This window comes from Halocalculus aciditolerans (genome assembly GCF_014647475.1).
Taxonomy (GTDB): domain Archaea; phylum Halobacteriota; class Halobacteria; order Halobacteriales; family Halobacteriaceae; genus Halocalculus; species Halocalculus aciditolerans.
In genome coordinates this window covers 30,394-46,326 of the sequence record NZ_BMPG01000005.1, presented here as the reverse complement: position 1 = coordinate 46,326, position 15,933 = coordinate 30,394, and the positions used below count along the sequence as shown (strand labels likewise).

Annotated in this window: 19 protein-coding genes and 3 tRNA genes; 8 read left to right on the top strand and 14 right to left on the bottom strand. The window is 69.1% G+C overall.

Annotated elements, in window-relative coordinates:
* Positions 1–185 precede the first annotated feature (185 nt).
* The 4 genes from IEY26_RS15120 to IEY26_RS15105 all read right to left on the bottom strand — a co-directional run bounded on the left by IEY26_RS15120 (position 186) and on the right by IEY26_RS15105 (position 2,164).
* Complete coding sequence (locus IEY26_RS15120) at positions 186–740, bottom strand: hypothetical protein (protein ID WP_188980432.1); 555 nt, start codon at positions 738–740, stop codon at positions 186–188.
* Between the two features lie 216 nt (positions 741–956).
* Positions 957–1,775, bottom strand: a complete 819-nt coding sequence (locus tag IEY26_RS15115) for a hypothetical protein (protein ID WP_188980430.1) — start codon at positions 1,773–1,775, stop codon at positions 957–959.
* Positions 1,772–1,912 (bottom strand): hypothetical protein, encoded by a 141-nt coding sequence (locus tag IEY26_RS15110; RefSeq protein ID WP_188980428.1) that lies wholly within the window; start codon positions 1,910–1,912, stop codon positions 1,772–1,774. The genes IEY26_RS15115 and IEY26_RS15110 overlap by 4 nt, the downstream gene beginning before the upstream one ends.
* A 177-nt stretch (positions 1,913–2,089) precedes the next feature.
* A tRNA-Ile gene (locus tag IEY26_RS15105) sits at positions 2,090–2,164 on the bottom strand.
* Positions 2,165–2,248: 84 nt separating this feature from the next.
* Between IEY26_RS15105 and IEY26_RS15100 the strand changes: the two genes are divergently transcribed.
* Together IEY26_RS15100 and IEY26_RS15095 are read left to right on the top strand one after the other, a co-directional pair.
* On the top strand, positions 2,249–2,602 hold the full coding sequence (locus tag IEY26_RS15100; RefSeq protein WP_188980426.1) for a zinc-ribbon domain and TM2 domain-containing protein: 354 nt from the start codon (positions 2,249–2,251) through the stop codon (positions 2,600–2,602).
* A gap of 1 nt (position 2,603) precedes the next feature.
* Positions 2,604–3,029: a DUF2085 domain-containing protein gene (locus IEY26_RS15095; protein WP_188980425.1), complete on the top strand. Its 426-nt coding sequence runs from the start codon at positions 2,604–2,606 to the stop codon at positions 3,027–3,029.
* Between the two features lie 275 nt (positions 3,030–3,304).
* Here IEY26_RS15095 and IEY26_RS15090 read toward each other — a convergent pair.
* Positions 3,305–3,377, bottom strand: a tRNA-Asn gene (locus tag IEY26_RS15090).
* 94 nt (positions 3,378–3,471) lie between these two features.
* Between IEY26_RS15090 and cca the strand changes: the two genes are divergently transcribed.
* The gene (gene cca / locus IEY26_RS15085) at positions 3,472–4,824 is read left to right on the top strand and encodes a CCA tRNA nucleotidyltransferase (RefSeq protein WP_188980424.1); all 1,353 of its coding nucleotides are present in this window, start codon (positions 3,472–3,474) and stop codon (positions 4,822–4,824) included.
* Here the strand turns inward: cca and IEY26_RS15080 are convergent.
* From IEY26_RS15080 to IEY26_RS15065, 4 genes are all read right to left on the bottom strand, one after another.
* Positions 4,821–5,834 (bottom strand): histone deacetylase family protein, encoded by a 1,014-nt coding sequence (locus IEY26_RS15080; protein WP_188980423.1) that lies wholly within the window; start codon positions 5,832–5,834, stop codon positions 4,821–4,823. The two genes, cca and IEY26_RS15080, sit on opposite strands and share 4 nt — an antisense overlap.
* On the bottom strand, positions 5,831–6,262 hold the full coding sequence (locus IEY26_RS15075; RefSeq protein WP_188980422.1) for a histone family protein: 432 nt from the start codon (positions 6,260–6,262) through the stop codon (positions 5,831–5,833). The genes IEY26_RS15080 and IEY26_RS15075 overlap by 4 nt, the downstream gene beginning before the upstream one ends.
* Positions 6,263–6,419: 157 nt before the next feature.
* On the bottom strand, positions 6,420–7,856 hold the full coding sequence (locus IEY26_RS15070; protein ID WP_188980421.1) for a single-stranded DNA binding protein: 1,437 nt from the start codon (positions 7,854–7,856) through the stop codon (positions 6,420–6,422).
* Positions 7,857–7,924: 68 nt separating this feature from the next.
* A complete protein-coding gene (locus IEY26_RS15065; RefSeq protein ID WP_188980420.1) occupies positions 7,925–8,413 on the bottom strand; it encodes a hypothetical protein in 489 nt (162 codons plus the stop codon).
* 133 nt (positions 8,414–8,546) lie between these two features.
* Here IEY26_RS15065 and IEY26_RS15060 point away from each other — a divergent pair.
* Positions 8,547–8,619 (top strand) — tRNA-Arg (locus IEY26_RS15060).
* Between the two features lie 699 nt (positions 8,620–9,318).
* Positions 9,319–9,897, top strand: coding sequence for a hypothetical protein (locus IEY26_RS15055; protein ID WP_188980418.1), 579 nt, complete (start codon positions 9,319–9,321; stop codon positions 9,895–9,897).
* Here IEY26_RS15055 and IEY26_RS15050 read toward each other — a convergent pair.
* The 4 genes from IEY26_RS15050 to azf all read right to left on the bottom strand — a co-directional run bounded on the left by IEY26_RS15050 (position 9,894) and on the right by azf (position 13,642).
* Positions 9,894–10,118, bottom strand: a complete 225-nt coding sequence (locus IEY26_RS15050) for a hypothetical protein (protein WP_188980416.1) — start codon at positions 10,116–10,118, stop codon at positions 9,894–9,896. The two genes, IEY26_RS15055 and IEY26_RS15050, sit on opposite strands and share 4 nt — an antisense overlap.
* A gap of 4 nt (positions 10,119–10,122) precedes the next feature.
* A complete protein-coding gene (locus IEY26_RS15045; RefSeq protein WP_188980609.1) occupies positions 10,123–10,971 on the bottom strand; it encodes a M48 family metallopeptidase in 849 nt (282 codons plus the stop codon).
* Between the two features lie 117 nt (positions 10,972–11,088).
* Positions 11,089–12,360, bottom strand: coding sequence for an outer membrane protein assembly factor BamB family protein (locus IEY26_RS15040; RefSeq protein WP_188980414.1), 1,272 nt, complete (start codon positions 12,358–12,360; stop codon positions 11,089–11,091).
* A gap of 523 nt (positions 12,361–12,883) precedes the next feature.
* Positions 12,884–13,642: an NAD-dependent glucose-6-phosphate dehydrogenase Azf gene (azf, locus tag IEY26_RS15035; protein WP_188980412.1), complete on the bottom strand. Its 759-nt coding sequence runs from the start codon at positions 13,640–13,642 to the stop codon at positions 12,884–12,886.
* Between the two features lie 153 nt (positions 13,643–13,795).
* Between azf and IEY26_RS15030 the strand changes: the two genes are divergently transcribed.
* Together IEY26_RS15030 and IEY26_RS15025 are read left to right on the top strand one after the other, a co-directional pair.
* Entirely contained in the window at positions 13,796–14,140 is a 345-nt protein-coding gene (locus IEY26_RS15030; RefSeq protein ID WP_188980410.1) for a dihydroneopterin aldolase family protein, read from the top strand.
* 135 nt (positions 14,141–14,275) lie between these two features.
* Complete coding sequence (locus IEY26_RS15025; RefSeq protein ID WP_188980407.1) at positions 14,276–14,680, top strand: DUF5790 family protein; 405 nt, start codon at positions 14,276–14,278, stop codon at positions 14,678–14,680.
* Positions 14,681–14,752: 72 nt separating this feature from the next.
* Here the strand turns inward: IEY26_RS15025 and IEY26_RS15020 are convergent, their stop codons facing one another.
* The gene (locus tag IEY26_RS15020; protein WP_188980405.1) at positions 14,753–15,475 is read right to left on the bottom strand and encodes a creatininase family protein; all 723 of its coding nucleotides are present in this window, start codon (positions 15,473–15,475) and stop codon (positions 14,753–14,755) included.
* A 266-nt stretch (positions 15,476–15,741) separates the two neighbouring features.
* Here IEY26_RS15020 and IEY26_RS17845 point away from each other — a divergent pair, with 266 nt between their 5' ends.
* Entirely contained in the window at positions 15,742–15,900 is a 159-nt protein-coding gene (locus IEY26_RS17845; protein ID WP_449405270.1) for a DUF7563 family protein, read from the top strand.
* The last annotated feature ends 33 nt before the right edge of the window (positions 15,901–15,933 follow it).

Below are 15,933 nucleotides of genomic sequence, written 5' to 3'. Positions count from 1 at the left end.
CTATACTATATGCCCCCTCCATGGCCGAGAACCTCGGACGGACGACCCTGACCGACCCCCGATTTTCGTCGGAAACGATATTTTCATCGAATCGAACGTGCGGAGCGGTGTTTTCGAGGTCGACAGGGTAGGGGAAGCGTTCCAGAAACCCTGCTCTACGAGGGGCGAGAGCGGAGAAACCGAGGTTAGACGCCGAAACCGAGAGCGACGGCGACGTTGTTCGCGACAACGAGCGAGCCGAGGAGGACGAGAGCTCTCCCGAACCAGTCGGGAACGTGCCGGTGGCCGGCGGCGCGCGGGTAGATCGCGGCGACGAGTGCGGCCGCCCCCGTCAGTCCGACGACTGTCGCGACCGGGCCGGCCTCGAGGAGCTGCGCGACGAGTGGATTACTCTCGGCGCTGCCGAACGGACCCAAGGAGTCGGCGAGCACGGTCGAGAGTCCGTCGGCGAGTCCGTGAACGGCGAGGATGGCGACCGCGTCCGCGCGTAGTGGGTCGGCGCGGAGCCAGCGGAGGACGTCGAAGCGAACGGGCTCGACGACCGGCGGTCCCTCCTGGAGGGCGACGGCGACGCCGATCGGAACGAGGACGAGCGGGCCGAGCCAGAGCGCGGCGACCAGGAGGGCCGCGACTCGAACGGGGGAGAGGACGTCGACGAGTCGACGGCAGGTCGACGCGACCGCGAGGCGTGTTCCGAGCGTTCGAGAGCGATACGAGACGGGACGTGGTTTCTCGAGCATCGTGATGTATTCCGCATGTCCGGGGACAGGAGTCGTCCACCGTACAACCTCCCTCACGGGTCTCCGGCCTACTGCCGTCGACGCCGTTCGAGAGGATTTACCCTCAGGTAGTCATACCACACTAACACCGTATCGTGCCAGCCGCGTTAGGTTTGTGTTGTTAGAGGTTTGTCGTCTTTCGACGAGAGAGGCCCTGTTCGGGCCCCGGGGACGTGGTCAACCGTGGACGACTCCTGTCTCCGGAGCGTCCTCCTGTTCGGGCGTCTCACCGGGAATGCTCACGTCGCTCTTCAGGACGATGCGGCGCTCCTTGTACCGGAGGCCGTCCTTCCGGTGAGTGCGCTTCGTGACGCCGAGACGGTTCTTCGAGAGGTCGAGGAGCGCGTCGATGGTCCTGGACACGAGTTTCTTCGCGTACTCGTCGCTGATACCGCTCTCTTCGCGACGGATCCACGACTTCAGGTCGGAGGCGTCGGCCCACTGGTCGATGTCACCGCTCCCGTCCGACCAGAGGCCCCAGTTGTCCTCACGGCGCTCTCTCCACGCCTTCGCGGCGAGACGGCAGGGAAGACTCCCCACCTGCCCGCGAAGCATGTCGTCGTCCATCTGCGCGAGCTGCTGGATGGGGAGGAGGTCGGCGTGAGCGAGGCGCGTCTCGCCACCACGACCGAGGGGATCGTCGCCGCCGGGGAGGCGAGCGAACTTCCCCTCGTCTTTCTCGATGCGCTCGAGGCGGCCCTCGGCGACGTCGAGGTCGTACTCGAACGGGGAGACGTTGTCGTAGCGGAGGTGTGCGCCCTTCTCGAGTTCACGGGATTGGAGCTCCGCGACGGCGCTCCAGGTGCTCTCACTCCGCGCCTCGAACCGGGCGCTGAGCGCTTCGATAGTCTGCTCCTGCTCGTCGACGCGCTCGCGTAGCTGCTCGTTTTCGTCTCGAATCTCCGCGTTCTCTTCGCGGAGGTCCTCGGTTTCCTCACGGAGTTCCTCGACTTCGGCGGCGAGGTCCTCGACGAGCTCGCGGATGTCGTCGCTCACAGGGCATCACCCCAGAGGCTGCGGCAGGAGCGACAGAGCGGCACGGGGCGCTCCCGGTTCGGGAGGTCGGCGTCGACGACGCCGTGGGATGCGCCGCAGAGTTCGCACTCCCCGGTTGAGGTCGCGGCTTCGCTCACGCAGACCACCCCGTTTCGACTACAAATTTCGCCGGACGGCGCGGCCTCGCGACCGCTAACCGGTCGACATTCGTCAGAAACCCCCTAGGAGACCGAGTCCTATTACCGGTTCTACGGGCCGTTTGGGTGTGTCTACTCGGTGTTTTCGATACAGATACAGAACGGGCGTTTTCGTTATGGGCCCTGTCGGATTCGAACCAACGACCACTCGGTTATGAGCCGAGCGCTCTCACCAGACTGAGCTAAGGGCCCTCGATTCGGCGTAGTCGGCGGGTCGAGTTAACTGGCGTGGTTATCGACCGAGGGTTTATCGGTCGAGGCGTCGACGGTTCGGGTATGTCGGAGGATTCGACGAGCGGCGACACCGGCGACGCCGGCGGGGCGGCGCGTGAGACGAAGTACTGTTCGAACTGCGGGGAGGAGATCGACGCGAAAGCGGAGGTGTGCCCGGAGTGTGGCGTGCGGCAGGCCTCGGCGTCGGACGACGGCCCCGACCGCATCGCGGCGGCGTTGCTCGCCATCTTCCTCGGGGGAATCGGCGTCCACAAGTTCTACCTCGGCCAGACGAAGATGGGCATCCTCTACCTCTGCTTCTTCTGGACGGCGATTCCCGCGCTCGTCGGGTTCATCGAGGGAATCATCTACCTCACGAAGAGCGACGAGGAGTTCCGCCGGCGGTACGCCCAGTAAGATGGGGCTCGCCGCGGAGGTGCGAGCGGGGCTGCGTGCGGCCCGACCCTACCTCCTCGCGCACGACGACCCGCCCTACGACCACTGCCACTCGTTCTCCGCGCGCGGCCGCCGCGTCGACGTCTGCGCGCGCTGCCTCGGTATCTACCCCGGAGTCGCCGCCGGCTTCCTCGCCGGCCGGCTTCTCGCCGCGCCGCTCGCACTCGTCGCCGTCCTCCCGCTCCCCGCGCTACTCGACTGGAGCGCCGTCGCGCTCGGCGGCCGCGACGGGAACAATCACCGCCGCACGCTCACCGGCGTCCTCCTCGGCGTCGCCGTCGCCGGCGGCGTCGTCCGACTCGTCGACGGCGACTTGCGAACGCTCGCCGTCGCCGCCGGGTACGGCGTCACCACCGCCACCGCGCTGTGGCTCGAACACCGAGACTGAGCGGACGGCACGGAGAATCAGGTTCGCGTCTCGGTAACGCCGCCAGGGCTCGAACCGGGCGAATCAGCGATTCACATAGCCGAGGCTACGCGAGTCGACCAAAGAGAATGAGCGCCGTTTCCAGACTACGAGTTTCTGGACTCGGGCGAGACGCTACGCGTCTCGCTGAGCGGACTCTCCCGAAGGGAGAGGAGCGCCGTATTCAGAACGCGCAGCGTTCTGAAGGCGCGCGGGACGCGCAGCGTCCTGCGAAGTGAGTTTCCGTAGGAAACGAGCGCCGCCGCCAGGGCTCGAACCTGGGACAACCTGGGTAACAACCAGGTGCTCTACCAACTGAGCTACGGCGGCTTACACTGCTTCGTACTCGGGTGATTTTGATATGGCTTTCGTTTCGAGGGCGTGAATCGGTGCGTTTTCCTGGAGAAGGGCGGAAGGGGGAGGTATGTCTGATCGGGATGCGGTGTTGTCGCGGGTTCGCGAGCGGGTGGATCCGTCGCCGGCGGAGCGTGAGGCGTTGGCGGCGGCGGCCGACGAGCTCGCGGCGCGGGCGCGGGGCGCGCTCGACGACCTGGGCGTCGACGGCGAGGTGGTGCAGGTGGGGAGTACGGCGCGCGGGACGTGGGTGAGCGGGGACCGCGACATCGATTTGTTCGTTCAGTTCGACCCCGAGTTGGCGCGGCCGGAGTTGGAGCGACTGGGACTGGAGGTCGGGCACGCGGTGTTACCGGACGGGCACGAGGAGTACGCGGAGCACCCGTACGTGAAGGGGGTGTTCGAGGGGTTCGACGTCGACCTCGTGCCGTGTTACGCCGTTGAGTCGGCGGCAGAGATTCAGTCGGCGGTGGACCGGACGCCGTTCCACACGAAGTATCTGGAGGCGCGCGTGGACGAGGCGCTGGCGGCGGACGTCCGTCTGCTGAAGCAGTTCTTGAAGGGCGCGGGGGCGTACGGGAGCGACCTGCGGACGGAGGGGTTCTCGGGCTACCTGACCGAGCTGCTCTGCGTGGAGTACGGGGGGTTCGTGGCGACGCTGGAGGCGGTGGCGGACTGGAACCCACCAGTAAGATTCGACCCGGAGGGCCACGGGACGCGGTCGTTCGACGACCCGCTCGTCGTCGTCGACCCGACGGACGCGGAGCGGAACGTGGCGGCCGTCGTCTCGGCGGCGAACGTCGCGCGCTTCCAGCATTACGCGCGGGCGTTCCTCGACGACGCCGACGAGGAGTACTTCTTCCCGGAGCCGGTGGGACCGGCGGGCGAAGCGGAAGTCCGAGCGTGGCTTGCGGAGCGGGGGACGACGGCGCTCGCGGTGCGGTTCGAGACGCCGGACCTCGTGGAGGACCAGCTCTACCCGCAGCTCGAACGGTCGCGCGACGGGCTCGTCCGCGGCCTGGAAGGTCACGGGTTCGACGTGCTGCGGTCGGCGGTGTGGGCGAACGCGGAGAGCGTGCTCTTCGTGGAACTCTCGGTCGCCGAACTCCCCGCAGTGGAGCGCCACGACGGCCCGCCGGTCGCCGTCGGCGAGCACGCCCGCGGGTTCTACGAGCAGTACGCCGACGACCCCGCGGTGTTCGGGCCGTTCATCGACGGCGACCGCTACGTCGTCGAGCGCGAGCGCGAGGTGGCGACCGCGGTCGAGTTCGCCGAGAAGCGCCTCGGTTCGGTGGCGCTCGGTGCACACGTCGCGAGCATCGTCGACGCAGGCGACTACGAGGTGCTCGCGGGCGAAGAAGTCCCGCCGCTCGCGGGGGACTTCGGCGTCGAGTTACGGGCGTACTTCGAGCCCGAGCCCTAGGACCAGACGTCGGGGTGGGCGTCGCGGGCGGTGTCGATGGCGTCGCGGGTGGCGTCGGTCGGGTCGCCGTCCGGCTCAATCGGGGTGAGGCCGTCGAATATCTCGTGGACCATGCCGATGCCGTCTGAGAGCGTGTCGAGACCGTAGCCGCCTTCGAGGACGAAGCCGACCGCGGCGTCGACGTCGTCGGCCATCGAGCGCACGCGGTCGGTGAGCATCCCGAAGCCGTCCGTGGAGACGTGCATGCGACTGATTGGGTCGTGGCGGTGGGCGTCGAAGCCCGCGGAGACGAGGAGGAGGTCGGGGTCGAACGCCGCCATGGCGGGCGCGAAGACGTCCTCGAAGACGGCTTCGTAGTCCGGGTCGCCGCCGCCCGCGGCGAGCGGGACGTTCACGGTGTAGCCTTCGCCGTCGCCCGCGCCGGTCTCGTCGAAGTCACCAGTGCCCGGGTAGAGGCCCTCTTCGTGGACGCTGAAGTAGGAGACGTCATCGCGGTCGTAGAAGATGTCCTGCGTCCCGTTGCCGTGGTGGACGTCCCAGTCGAGGATGGCGACGTGGTCGACGTCCTCCCGCTCTAAGGCCGCGCCGGCGGCGACGGCGGCGTTGTTGAGGAAGCAAAACCCCATGGCTTCGTCGGCGGTGGCGTGGTGGCCGGGCGGCCGGCCGATGGAGAACGGCGTCTGTCGGTCCTGGTGGCCGTCGAGCGCGTGATTGGCCGCCCAGACGGCGAGGCCGGCGGCGGCGAGCGCGGCGTCCCACGTCTCCGTGACCGCGACGGTGTCGGGGTCCCACTGGCCGCCGCCGTCCGCGCAGAACGACTGAATCTCGTCGAGGTAGTCGCCGTCGTGAACGCGCTCGGCGTCGGCGCGGTCCGCGGGCGGGCCCTCGCGGTAGTCGACGCCGTGGCGTTTCGCGAGCCCGCGCTTGATCGCGCGGATGCGGTCGGGGGATTCGGGGTGTCGGTCGCCCGGGTCGTGTGCGAGACAGGTGTCGCTGACCGCGAACCTCATGCCACGAGCTCGAAGTACGTCGCGACGTCCTCGGCCTGAATCGTGCGCCGACCGGCGTGCTCGGCGAGCACGCGCGCGCCCTCGGCGGCGTCAGTCGCGTACGCTTCGAGGATGTCGGCGAGCGCGAGGCGGGCGTCCATAGCGACGCGGTACTCGTCGTCGATGTCGAGCCGAGCGATGCGGTCGACGGGCGCGACGGGGAGCACGAGAGCGTCGGCGTCCGGGACGTCGGCGACGCCGAAATCCTCCGCCATCAGCGTCTTCCGACCGTCGGCGGTCGCGTGCTCCGCCGCGTCGACGGCGAGGGCAGCGCCGCGGTCCTGGATGCGACGCGCGAGTTCCTCGGCCGCGTCGGCGCTCACCCGTAGGTCGCCCGCGTGTCGCCGAATGATAGTATCGACCGGCGCGAACGGGAGCTCGACACTCATACCCTGAAACGGGGCGCATCGACCCTTAACGTTTTCCGTACCCGAAGCCGGTGACGGCGAGCCCGCCACGGTCCAGCGAATCCGGACGCGAATCCGGGCGGCTGTGGTCGTCGGCGGGCACTCACGAAGAGCTCCGGTCGAAGCCGAGTGACCGCGGTTAGAAGACGTCGTCCGCGGCGAGCCGGCCGTCGCGGAGCGTCCCGCGAACCGTTACCTCCTGGCCGAGCGTGACGTCCGCGTCCGTGTCCACGCTCATCGTCTCCTCGCCGTCGTCGAGGATGACCGGCGAGCCGGCCTGCACGACGACGCCGGTGAACTCGATTTCCTCGCCGTCGGCGGTGGCGTCCTCGCTGTCGCCGTCGTCGAAGGCGGACATCTCGTCGCCGCCGGCGTCGTCGCCCTCGGCGAACGCGGTCAGGCCGGTGTTCCCGCCGCGGGAGACGCTCGCTTCCGCGTCCCCCGCGTCGCCGGCGGGCGCGGCCGCGCCGTCTTCGAGCTGGATGACCGTCGTCTGCCAGCCCGCGGAGGCTTCGAGGTCGTCCTGCCAGCCGTCCTGTATCTGCGCGCCGACGAACATCACTTCGTCGCCGGGGCCGATGTCGAGGTCGGCCTTCTCGCCCCAGAGCGCGACGCGGATATCCCCCGAGGAGTCCTGAAGGCGGACGTTCCGCACTTGGCCTTCGCTGCCGTCGTCGCGGTCGAACGTGCGCTTCGGGTCCGCGGAGCGCACGACGCCCGCGATGTCCGCGGTCGTGTCGAGTTCGAGGTCGGCAATCGGCGTCGAATCGGGGACGTATTCGACGTCCGCGTCGACCGCCTCGACCGTCCCTCTGTTTCCGACGTGGAGTTCGAGCGAGCCGTCGCGCTCCCGGACGTAGCCGTCCACGACTTCGACGACGTCGTCGGGTTCGAACTCGGTCGCGAGGTCCGCCTGGTCGTCCCAGAGCGTCACGCGCACACGACCGGTCTCGTCGCCGAGCACGAGGTTCGATACGCGCCCCTCGCTCCCGTCGTCCCGGCTGAACGTCCGCACGTCGTCCGTATCGAGGACGACGCCGACGAGGTCGACGTCGGAGAGGCCGACCGAGAGGTCCGCCACCTCGTAGGTGTCCCGCACCTGCACGTCGACCTCGGTCTCCTCGTCAACCTCGGCCTTGTCGATACTCACTTCCACGCCACTGTACCCGGACTTCGGCCGGCCCTTCACGCGGAGGACGTCGCCGACCGAGACCTCCTCGACGGCGTTCACGGCGGCCTCGTCCCAGAACGTTCCTCGTACCGAGCCGGTCTCGTCGGCGAGGTCGACGTTCACGACGCGACCGTCTTCTTCGTCCTCGCCGTCGCGCTCGAACGTCCGGACGTCGCCGACGCTCGTGACCTTCGCCACGAACTTCGCCTCGTCCATCTCGGGCGTGACGTCGGCGACGCCGTTCACTTCGCCGTCTTCGAGCTCGTGCGCGATGAGCATCGCCGCCGTCTCGTCGTCCGCGAGCCCCCCCATCTGCTCGACTTTCGCCTCCACGGCCTCCCGGAACTCCTCCAGGGAGACCTCGTCGGTGTCGAGGTCGTCGTAGGTGTCCTCTATCGCACCCATACTCTAGAACAGCACAGGCCGGGCGCGCCGATAAGGGTTGTCCATCGTCCGCTCGCCGCCGGTTCTCGTCATACCTCACTCTCGCCGCCCCACCCTACTTGAACGCTCGCCTCCCGGGACGCCGCCGCCACCGTCCGCGTCCCCTCCCGCGACCGATGCTCGACGCGCACGCTTTCCGGCAGCGCGCCGTCGAACACCACTGTCGCCGTGTACGCTACGTCCGCGAGACACTGCACGCACTCGTCCACGTCGTCTCGCCGCGCCGCCCCCGCCCGAACCAGCAGTTCGTCCGCCCCCGCATCGTACGACACCGTCTCCAAGGCGGCCGTGTAGCACGGACTCGCCACCGGCAACGACCCGTCTACCGACACCTCGCGCTCTCCCCACGCGACCGACGCCCCCTCCGACTCCCCACACGACACGTCCGACACCGAGAGCGACGACGACACCACCGGCGACCCGCTGCTCGTCGTCGACGTCTCCGTCTCGCCGCCCGCTCCCGCACATCCAGCCGCCACCACACCGGCCGCCACGGACAGGAATCCACGACGCTGCATACTCCCAAGAACGCCCCGCGAACGACTATTCCTTCCGCACACTCACACGACCACTTGACCACCAACACAACACCCCACACGCGCCCCACCGAATCGTAACCGCTTTACGTAGCTCGGGACTACGATGAGATGAGTCCGGGTAGGGTAGTGGACTATCCTCTTGGCTTGCGGAGCCAGGGACCGGAGTTCAAATCTCCGTCCGGACGTTCCTTCACTTTACTACGTGACGAGCGGAACGCTCGTCACTTCGTGTCGTTCAGTCACGTCCGGACTCCGCGGGACCAGAGGTCCCGCTGGCCCGCGCTCGCTATCGCTCGCGCGGACTCCGTCCGGACTACCGCGCTCGACGATTCGTTTTGTCTGTACCCGCTCGGCACAGAGCGTCTAGCGCGGGAGTTGTGCGCCTGTCGGAGTTACTGATTCACGTGGCTGTGTGGCGTCGACGCCGCGGTGAGAATACGGCTACGCGTTTCGAGAGTCTCCGTGGCGGTGTGGAGCGGCCACGGAAGTGTTGGCGGGACCCAGTGTGGCGACGGCTGTGACCGGGGTGACCCAGCCGAGTCCGGTCGGCGTCGCCGACCCCTGATTACCGTGCGATGCTCCGCAGGGGGAGCGGTTTTCTCCCCGTTCCAGCGCGCGTGTCGCCGGAACCGGGCGGTCCTGACGCCGGCGTGGCGTGGTTCGGGTCGCGGCAGACCGCGAGTGTGGCCTCCCGGTGCTGCCCCATCTATCCACAACTGGAGATTTCGTAATAAAACCCTGCGCTGACAGTACGACCCCGGAGAGCCGTCAAGTAGCCGGAATGTGTCGAGGCGACGACTGATCGACCGTGTAACCATCCGTTCAGTGAGACGTTTGGCCGGCGGGTTCGCCAGGGCTTTCGGCGGGCCGACCGAACACGACCCATGGACGAACGAGTCGCAGCGGGCGCGGCGCTGCTCGCGGCGGGCTACCCGCAGGCCGCGCGGCGCGCGCTCGGCGACACGGACGACGCGCTCGCGCGGGGCGTCCGGAGCGCGGCGGACGCGCTCGACGCCGCCGAGCGCGGCGCGTGGGCGGCCGTCGAGGAGTCGGCGAACGAGGCAGTGACGGCTTTCGAGGCGGCAGAACGGCAAGAGGCGGTGGCGCTCGAAACGCTCGCGGCGTTCGCGGCGGCGGTCGCGGCGGACCCGGAGACGGTCGAACGGCGCGCGCCGCCCGCGCTCCGCGACGGCGGCGAGTCGGTGACGCTCGACGCGCTCGACGCGGACGCGGCGCTCCGGGCGGGCGAGGCGCTGGCGGCGGCGCGCGACGACGACGACCTCGAAGCCGGGTTCGCGTACGCCCGCGAGGACCTCGACGCGGGCGAGTCGGGCAGCGAGTTCGTGCGCCTCGGCCTCGACGCGCTCCAAGGACCAGCGGGGAAGATGCCGGCCGAGCGGCTGCGACAGCACGCGGCGCGGCGGCGACAGCGAGAAGCGGACGTCGCCGGGCTCTTCGACTAACCGAGGAGGATGGAGGCGGCGACGGCGAGGCAGACGACGCCGAAGAATCGAATCAGCCAGCGGACCCAGCCGGGCGCGGGGTTCTCCGAGCCGTAGCGGCCGCGGCCGGTCGTCGGCGCGCGGCCGAGGGCGCGCAGCCGGAACGCGGTGTCCGGGAAGGCGAGGAGGAAGACGCCGAGGAGGACGCCGAGCGCGACAGTGAGGAGGGCGCGGGCGTCCACAGCTCTACTCGCGGAGGCGCTGGATGCGTTTCTCGACGGGCGGGTGGGTGGCGACGAGGCGCGTCACGAGCGAGCGCTCGTCGTCGTCGAAGATGCAGAGCGCGCCGACCTGGTCGGTGACGCCGGGCTGCTGGCGGCCGCGCCCGCGGGGCGAGCGCTGCGACTGCGCCTGCGTCGTGCGCTCGTTCCCGTGCTGAATCTTCTCCAGCGCGCGGGCGAGCGGTTCGCCGCCGCCGACGTACTGCTTCGCGTCGGCGTCCGCGACGTACTCGCGGTACCGGCTGATGGCGAGCACGAACAGCATGACGATGAACTGCACGATGTTCCCGACGACGATGGCGAGGAAGAAGTCCGCGAGGTCGTTGTCGCCCGTGAGGAGCACGGCCCACTGCGCGACGATGGCGACGACGGACGCGACGCCCTGCCCGAGCACCATCATGACGACGTCGCGGTTCTTGATGTGCGCGAGCTCGTGGGCGAGCACGCCTTCGAGCTCGTCCATGTCGAGGAGCTGCATGAGCTCGCGGGAGACGACGACGGTCCCCGCGCCCTTCCGGCCGACGGCGAAGGCGTTCGGGACGCCCATGTTCGCGACCATCAGCCGCGGCTTCTCGACGTCCATGTCGTTCGCCAGCCACTCGACGCGCTGGTGAATCTCTGGGTACTCGTCCTCGCTCATGTCTTCGGCGTTCACGGAGCGCAACGCCGACCATTTGCCGATCTTGTACTGGACGCCGACGAGCAGGATGCTCCCGGCGACCGCGAGCGGGAGGACGTTCGTCCCCCAGATGACCATCGCGGCGGCGACGGCGACCGCGTAGAACGCGAAGAGCGCCATGCCGACCACGAACATGCGGGCTTTCAACCCGGGATGCTTCATACGCGCTCATTAGACGCCGTCCTACAAGAGTCGTGCGCTCGCGCGGACACCCCCCGGGTATTACGGTGGTGGCGCGTAGCCGACGAGAACTCAAGGGCGGAAGGCGGCGACGCGTCCGGCCGCAGTGGCGACGTAGACCGTGCCGCCGTCGACGACCGGCGGTCGGAGCGCGTTCGCGTCGTCGAACGTCACGGCGAGCGCGGGCGTGCCGTCCGCGGCGCGGCGCGCGACGAGCGTCGGCGGGACAGCGCTGTCGGCCGAATTCGAGACGTACGCGACGAGCGACGACCCCGTGGCGAGCGCGCCGTCGAGGGCGACCTCCGTCCCCCAGTGGCGTTCGCCGGTCGCGGCGTCGAAGGCGTGGAGGAAACCGCGGTCGTGGACGAAGAGGCGGCCGTCGACGGGCGGGCCGAGGAGCGCGCCGCCCCACTGCGCCGTCCAGCGCTCCGCCCCGTCGGCGGCGTCGTAGGCCGCGGCGCGCTCCCCGCTCGCGTAGACGACGCCGTCAGCGGCCGCGTAGGACGTGACGCGCCGCGAGGAGGACGCGCGCCAGCGGACACTTCCGCTCTCCGGGTCGAAGCCGGCGAGGTTCGGGCCGGTGTCACTGTCGAACCCGGCGACGACCGTTCCGTTCGTGAGCGCGACATCGTCGCTCGGATGGCCGGTCCTCGACCAGCGCGCGCTCCCGTCAGCGAGGGAGACGGCGCGAACACCCGAGTAAGACGCGACGTAGGTGCCGCCCGCGCCGACCGCCCACCCGTCGGGGTCGCCGACCTCGCCCGTCCACTGCTCGTCGCCGCTCGCCGGGTCGAGCGCGGCGAGCGTCTCCCCCTCGTTCTGGAGGTAGTCGTCACTGGACGCGACGAGCACGCGCCCGTCGCGGACGCCGAGGAGCGTGAGGAAGGACGTCTCGTCCATCGAGTACGTCCACTCTTCCTCGCCGCTCTTCCGGTCGAGTGCAACGGCCCGGAACCCCTCGCCGGCGACGCCGCGTTGCGCGCCCGGGACGACGTACACGCGGCCGTCCGCGACCGCCGGAGCCGCCCCGCGGCCGCCGGTCCCACCGAAAAAGCCCCGTCCGGCGTCGGCCGACCAGCGTTCGTCGCCGCTCGCCGAGTCGAGCGCGACGAGCGTGCCGTCGTCCCGCCCGACGTAGAGCGTCTCGTCGCGGAGCGCGGGACCGAGTCCGACCGGCCCGTCGAGTTCGAACGTCCACGCTCCGCGAGACGACGGGGGCGCGGACGCGGTCGTCGTTTCGGATGTGGAGTCGCCGCCATCGATTCGGCCGCTACAGCCGGCGGACCCGGCGAGGAGGGCCGCGCCGCCCGCGCGGAGGGCGGCGCGTCTGGAGAGCGAGGGCATACGGACTGGGTTTCAGATATCCGAGTAAGTGTCTTGGGGGGACACGCGGTTCGGAGCGATAACGCGGTTCGGAACGAGGCCGCGAAGCGGCCGAGTGAGAACCGCGGGAAGACGAACGGGGAGTAGCGCGGGACGCTTCGCGTCCCGCTAACCGTACGGGCGACTCGTGGGTCGCCCGTACAACGAAGCGACCCGTGAGTCCGCGCGAAGCGGCCGAGTGAGCACGGTCGGAACGAGTTTCTCCTGGCTCACGGCGTTGCCGTTCGCTCATTCCGTCACGCGAAGCGTGACGTACTGCCCGCACTCGCGCGGCTCGCGCGGAAACCGCGAGAGAGCGAACGGTGGCGAGAACCCCGTTCTCGCTCGCGACCGGAACGCGTCGCGTTCCGGCGACGGCGACCCACGGGAGCCGTGGGTCACGCTGTCCGGCGATGCGTCAGCCGCCGGAGTGCACGCGATTCGGCGGTGCGTCAGCCGCCGGAGTGCACGCGATTCGGCGATGCGTCAGCCGCCGAAGAGGGTGCTATTCGACGCGTTCGTCGCCGTCGAAGTGCGCGGAGTTATCTCTCGGGCTGTAGCCGAGGACCTCCTTGGCGCGTTCGAGGGAGTAGTATTTGCGGTCGTTGTCGCTGATGCCGTAGACGATTTCGTAGTCGTACTCCGCTTCGAGACAGCAGTCGAAGAGGTGGGCGCAGTCGCGGTGGGAGAGCCACATCGCCTGACCGCGTTCGTAGTCGATGGGCGGGTGGCCTTTGGTGAGGTTACCGATGCGTACGGAGACGAAGGAGAGGTCGTGTTCGTCGTGGTAGTAGCGGCCGAGGGTCTCGCCGGCGGCCTTGGAGACGCCGTAGAGGTTGCCGGGTCGCGGGAGCTCCGTGCCGTCGAGTTTGAACTCGTCGTGCGTGCGGTAGAGGTCGGGCTTTCGCTCCGTCTCGTAGTGGGCGACGGCGTGGTTCGAGGAGGCGAACGCGAATTTGTCTACGTCGGCGTCGACGGCGGCGTCGAGCACGACTTTGGTTCCGTCGATGTTGTTCCGCAGTACGGAGTCCCAGGGCGCTTCGGGGCGGGGGTCGCCGGCGAGGTGGACGACGGCGTCGACGCCCTGCATCGCCTCGCGCATCTCGTCCGGGTCGGTGATGTCGGCGATGACGAACTCGTGGTCGGGGTTCTCGGTGGGCGGGTCGCGGTCGAGGAGTCGCCAGTCGTAGTCGTCCCCGATACCGTCGAGGATGGCCTGCCCGACTCGCCCGCCCGCGCCCGTGAGGAGGACCCTCGACACCATTCGGTTCGATACTCGAACAGCGTTACAAAGAAGGATGCGGTTCCCGCCAGCGAAGCCGTCACTCCGCCGACACCACGGCCGTTCAGCGCGGAGCGAAGGGAGCCGCGGGCCGGGACGCGAAGCGCTTTCCGCGACGGGGGCGAGAGCACGGGTATGGCGACGAACCCGGAGCAGGCGTGTTTCGAGGCGGGCATCAAGTTCGGGACGCTCTACCACCAGTTCGCGGGCACGCCCGTGAGCCCCGACTCCGCGGGCTCGCTCGAAACCGCCATCGCGGAGAGCATCGAGAACCAGCCGTTCTGCGAATCTGTGACGGTCGACATCCTCGAAGCCGAACTAGCGGCCGAACTCGCGGACTCGCCGGCCGAGTACACGGAGCTGACGGGGCGTTTCATGGAGGTCGAAGTCGTCGTCGAGCACGAGGGGTGTCGGGTCACCGCGGCGATGGCGATGGAGGACGGCTACCCGCTGATGCGGCTCGTCTCCGTCGACGACTGAGCGTCGCCCGCTAGTCGGCGTCCTCTCTGGCGTGGTCGGTTCGGCGTCGAGGGTGGGCGCGTCGGGCGATTCGACCGGGGTTCACTTTCGGTTTTGGGCGGAGGTATTTAAGGTATCGTGGTGAAGTGTGTGAGTATGAGCCAATCCAGCCTGGACGACGACGAACTGTTCGGCGAAGCGGCGGCGGAGATGCGCGAGGACGTGGAAACCCACCTCGCGAAAGCCCGCGACGCGCTCCCCGAGGGGAAAGCCGTCTGGGACGTCGAAGCCGACAACACGCTCGGCGTGCTCAACGGCCTGAAGTCCGCGCTCGCCGCCGACGAGGTCGACACCCACCTCCGTGACGCGAAGAAGTGGTACACCATCGGCGAGCGCGCCGACGCCTTCGAGGACGCCAGCGACCTCCAAGCCGAGATCGAGGAGATCGAGTCCGTCCTCGACGACCTCCAGGCGGTCTCCGAGCACGTCGCCGAACTCACCGGCACGATTCCCGAACTCCGGTCGAAACTCGACGACCTGCACGCGGACGACGACGAGTAGCGCCTCCGGTCGGACGCTCACGCCCACCGGTCGGACGCTCGTACTCGCCGCCCGCCGCTCACCGCCCGCCGGTCAGTCGAGGTCGCGGTCGGCGACGGCGCGGGCGAGTTCGACGAGGGCGTCGGCGGCGAGCGTCTCCAGTTCTTCGCCTCGTTCGGCGTCGCCGTCGCGGGGGTCGCCGACGACGCCGTTCTCGCTGAACTCGTGGGAGTCGTGGGCGAGGTTGACGCCGGCGACCCAGTCGCCCCAGCGGGGGCTCGCGCCCGCCGCGGCGTCCTCGATGCGGTCCTCGTGGACGAGTTCGGGGTGGACGTGGCGGAGGAAGGCGGTTTCGAGCGGGCCGGCGTGCCCCATGTCTTTCGAGTGGTCGCCGACGGCGTCGAACCAGGTGAAGGCGACGGCGTAGGCGTCGTCGTGGCGGGAGACGGTGGCGGTGACTTCGGCGAGCGCGTCGGTGTTGCCGCCGTGGCCGTTCACGACGATGACGCGGTCCCAGCCGTGGTGTACGAGCGATTGGATGGTTTCCCGGACGGATGCGCGGAAGGTGTCCGGGGTGAGCCAGAGGGTTCCGGGGAAGTCGCGGTGTTCTTCGGAGACGCCGACGGGGAGGGTGGGGGCGACGACGAGTTCGCCGTCGTAGCGGTCGGCGGCGGCGTCGGCGACGGCGCTGGCGGTGAGGGCGTCGGTGGCGAGCGGGGCGTGCGGGCCGTGTTGTTCGGTGCTGCCGACGGGGAGGAGGGCGACGTCGGGGTCGGCGTCGGCGGCGTCGGTCCAGGTAGCGTCTCCGAGGTGCATGGGCGTGGTGTGGCGCGGGAGTCCCTTGAACCCGGTTGGTCGGCCGGATCAATGGGTGTGTGTTTCCTAACAGTCGAACGGAAATACGGGGTCGCGGGGTGTCAGCGGGGGAGAACGCGAGGGGCGCGGAGCGGTCGCCGGACCCGTGTCTGACGGCCGTCGGCGGCGCGTGGTGGGCGCGGCGGTCGCCGCGAGCGAACCCCTCAGTCCGGAGAGTGTTCGGCCAGTGTTATTAAGAGGATGCCTAGGAAAGTGCTGGTGGAGCTATGCCGCACTGTCAGAACTGCGAATCTTTCGTGACGGACGCGTACGCACGGGTGTTCACGCCCGATACCGAAGCACAGCCGCGTGTCTGCCCGAACTGTGAGGATAAAATCCGCGACGGTGCGGACGTGCGACAGGCCCGGTCGACGCGACGAACCTGATTCTCTGGAGCGGTCGATGCGGCGGCGTCTGAT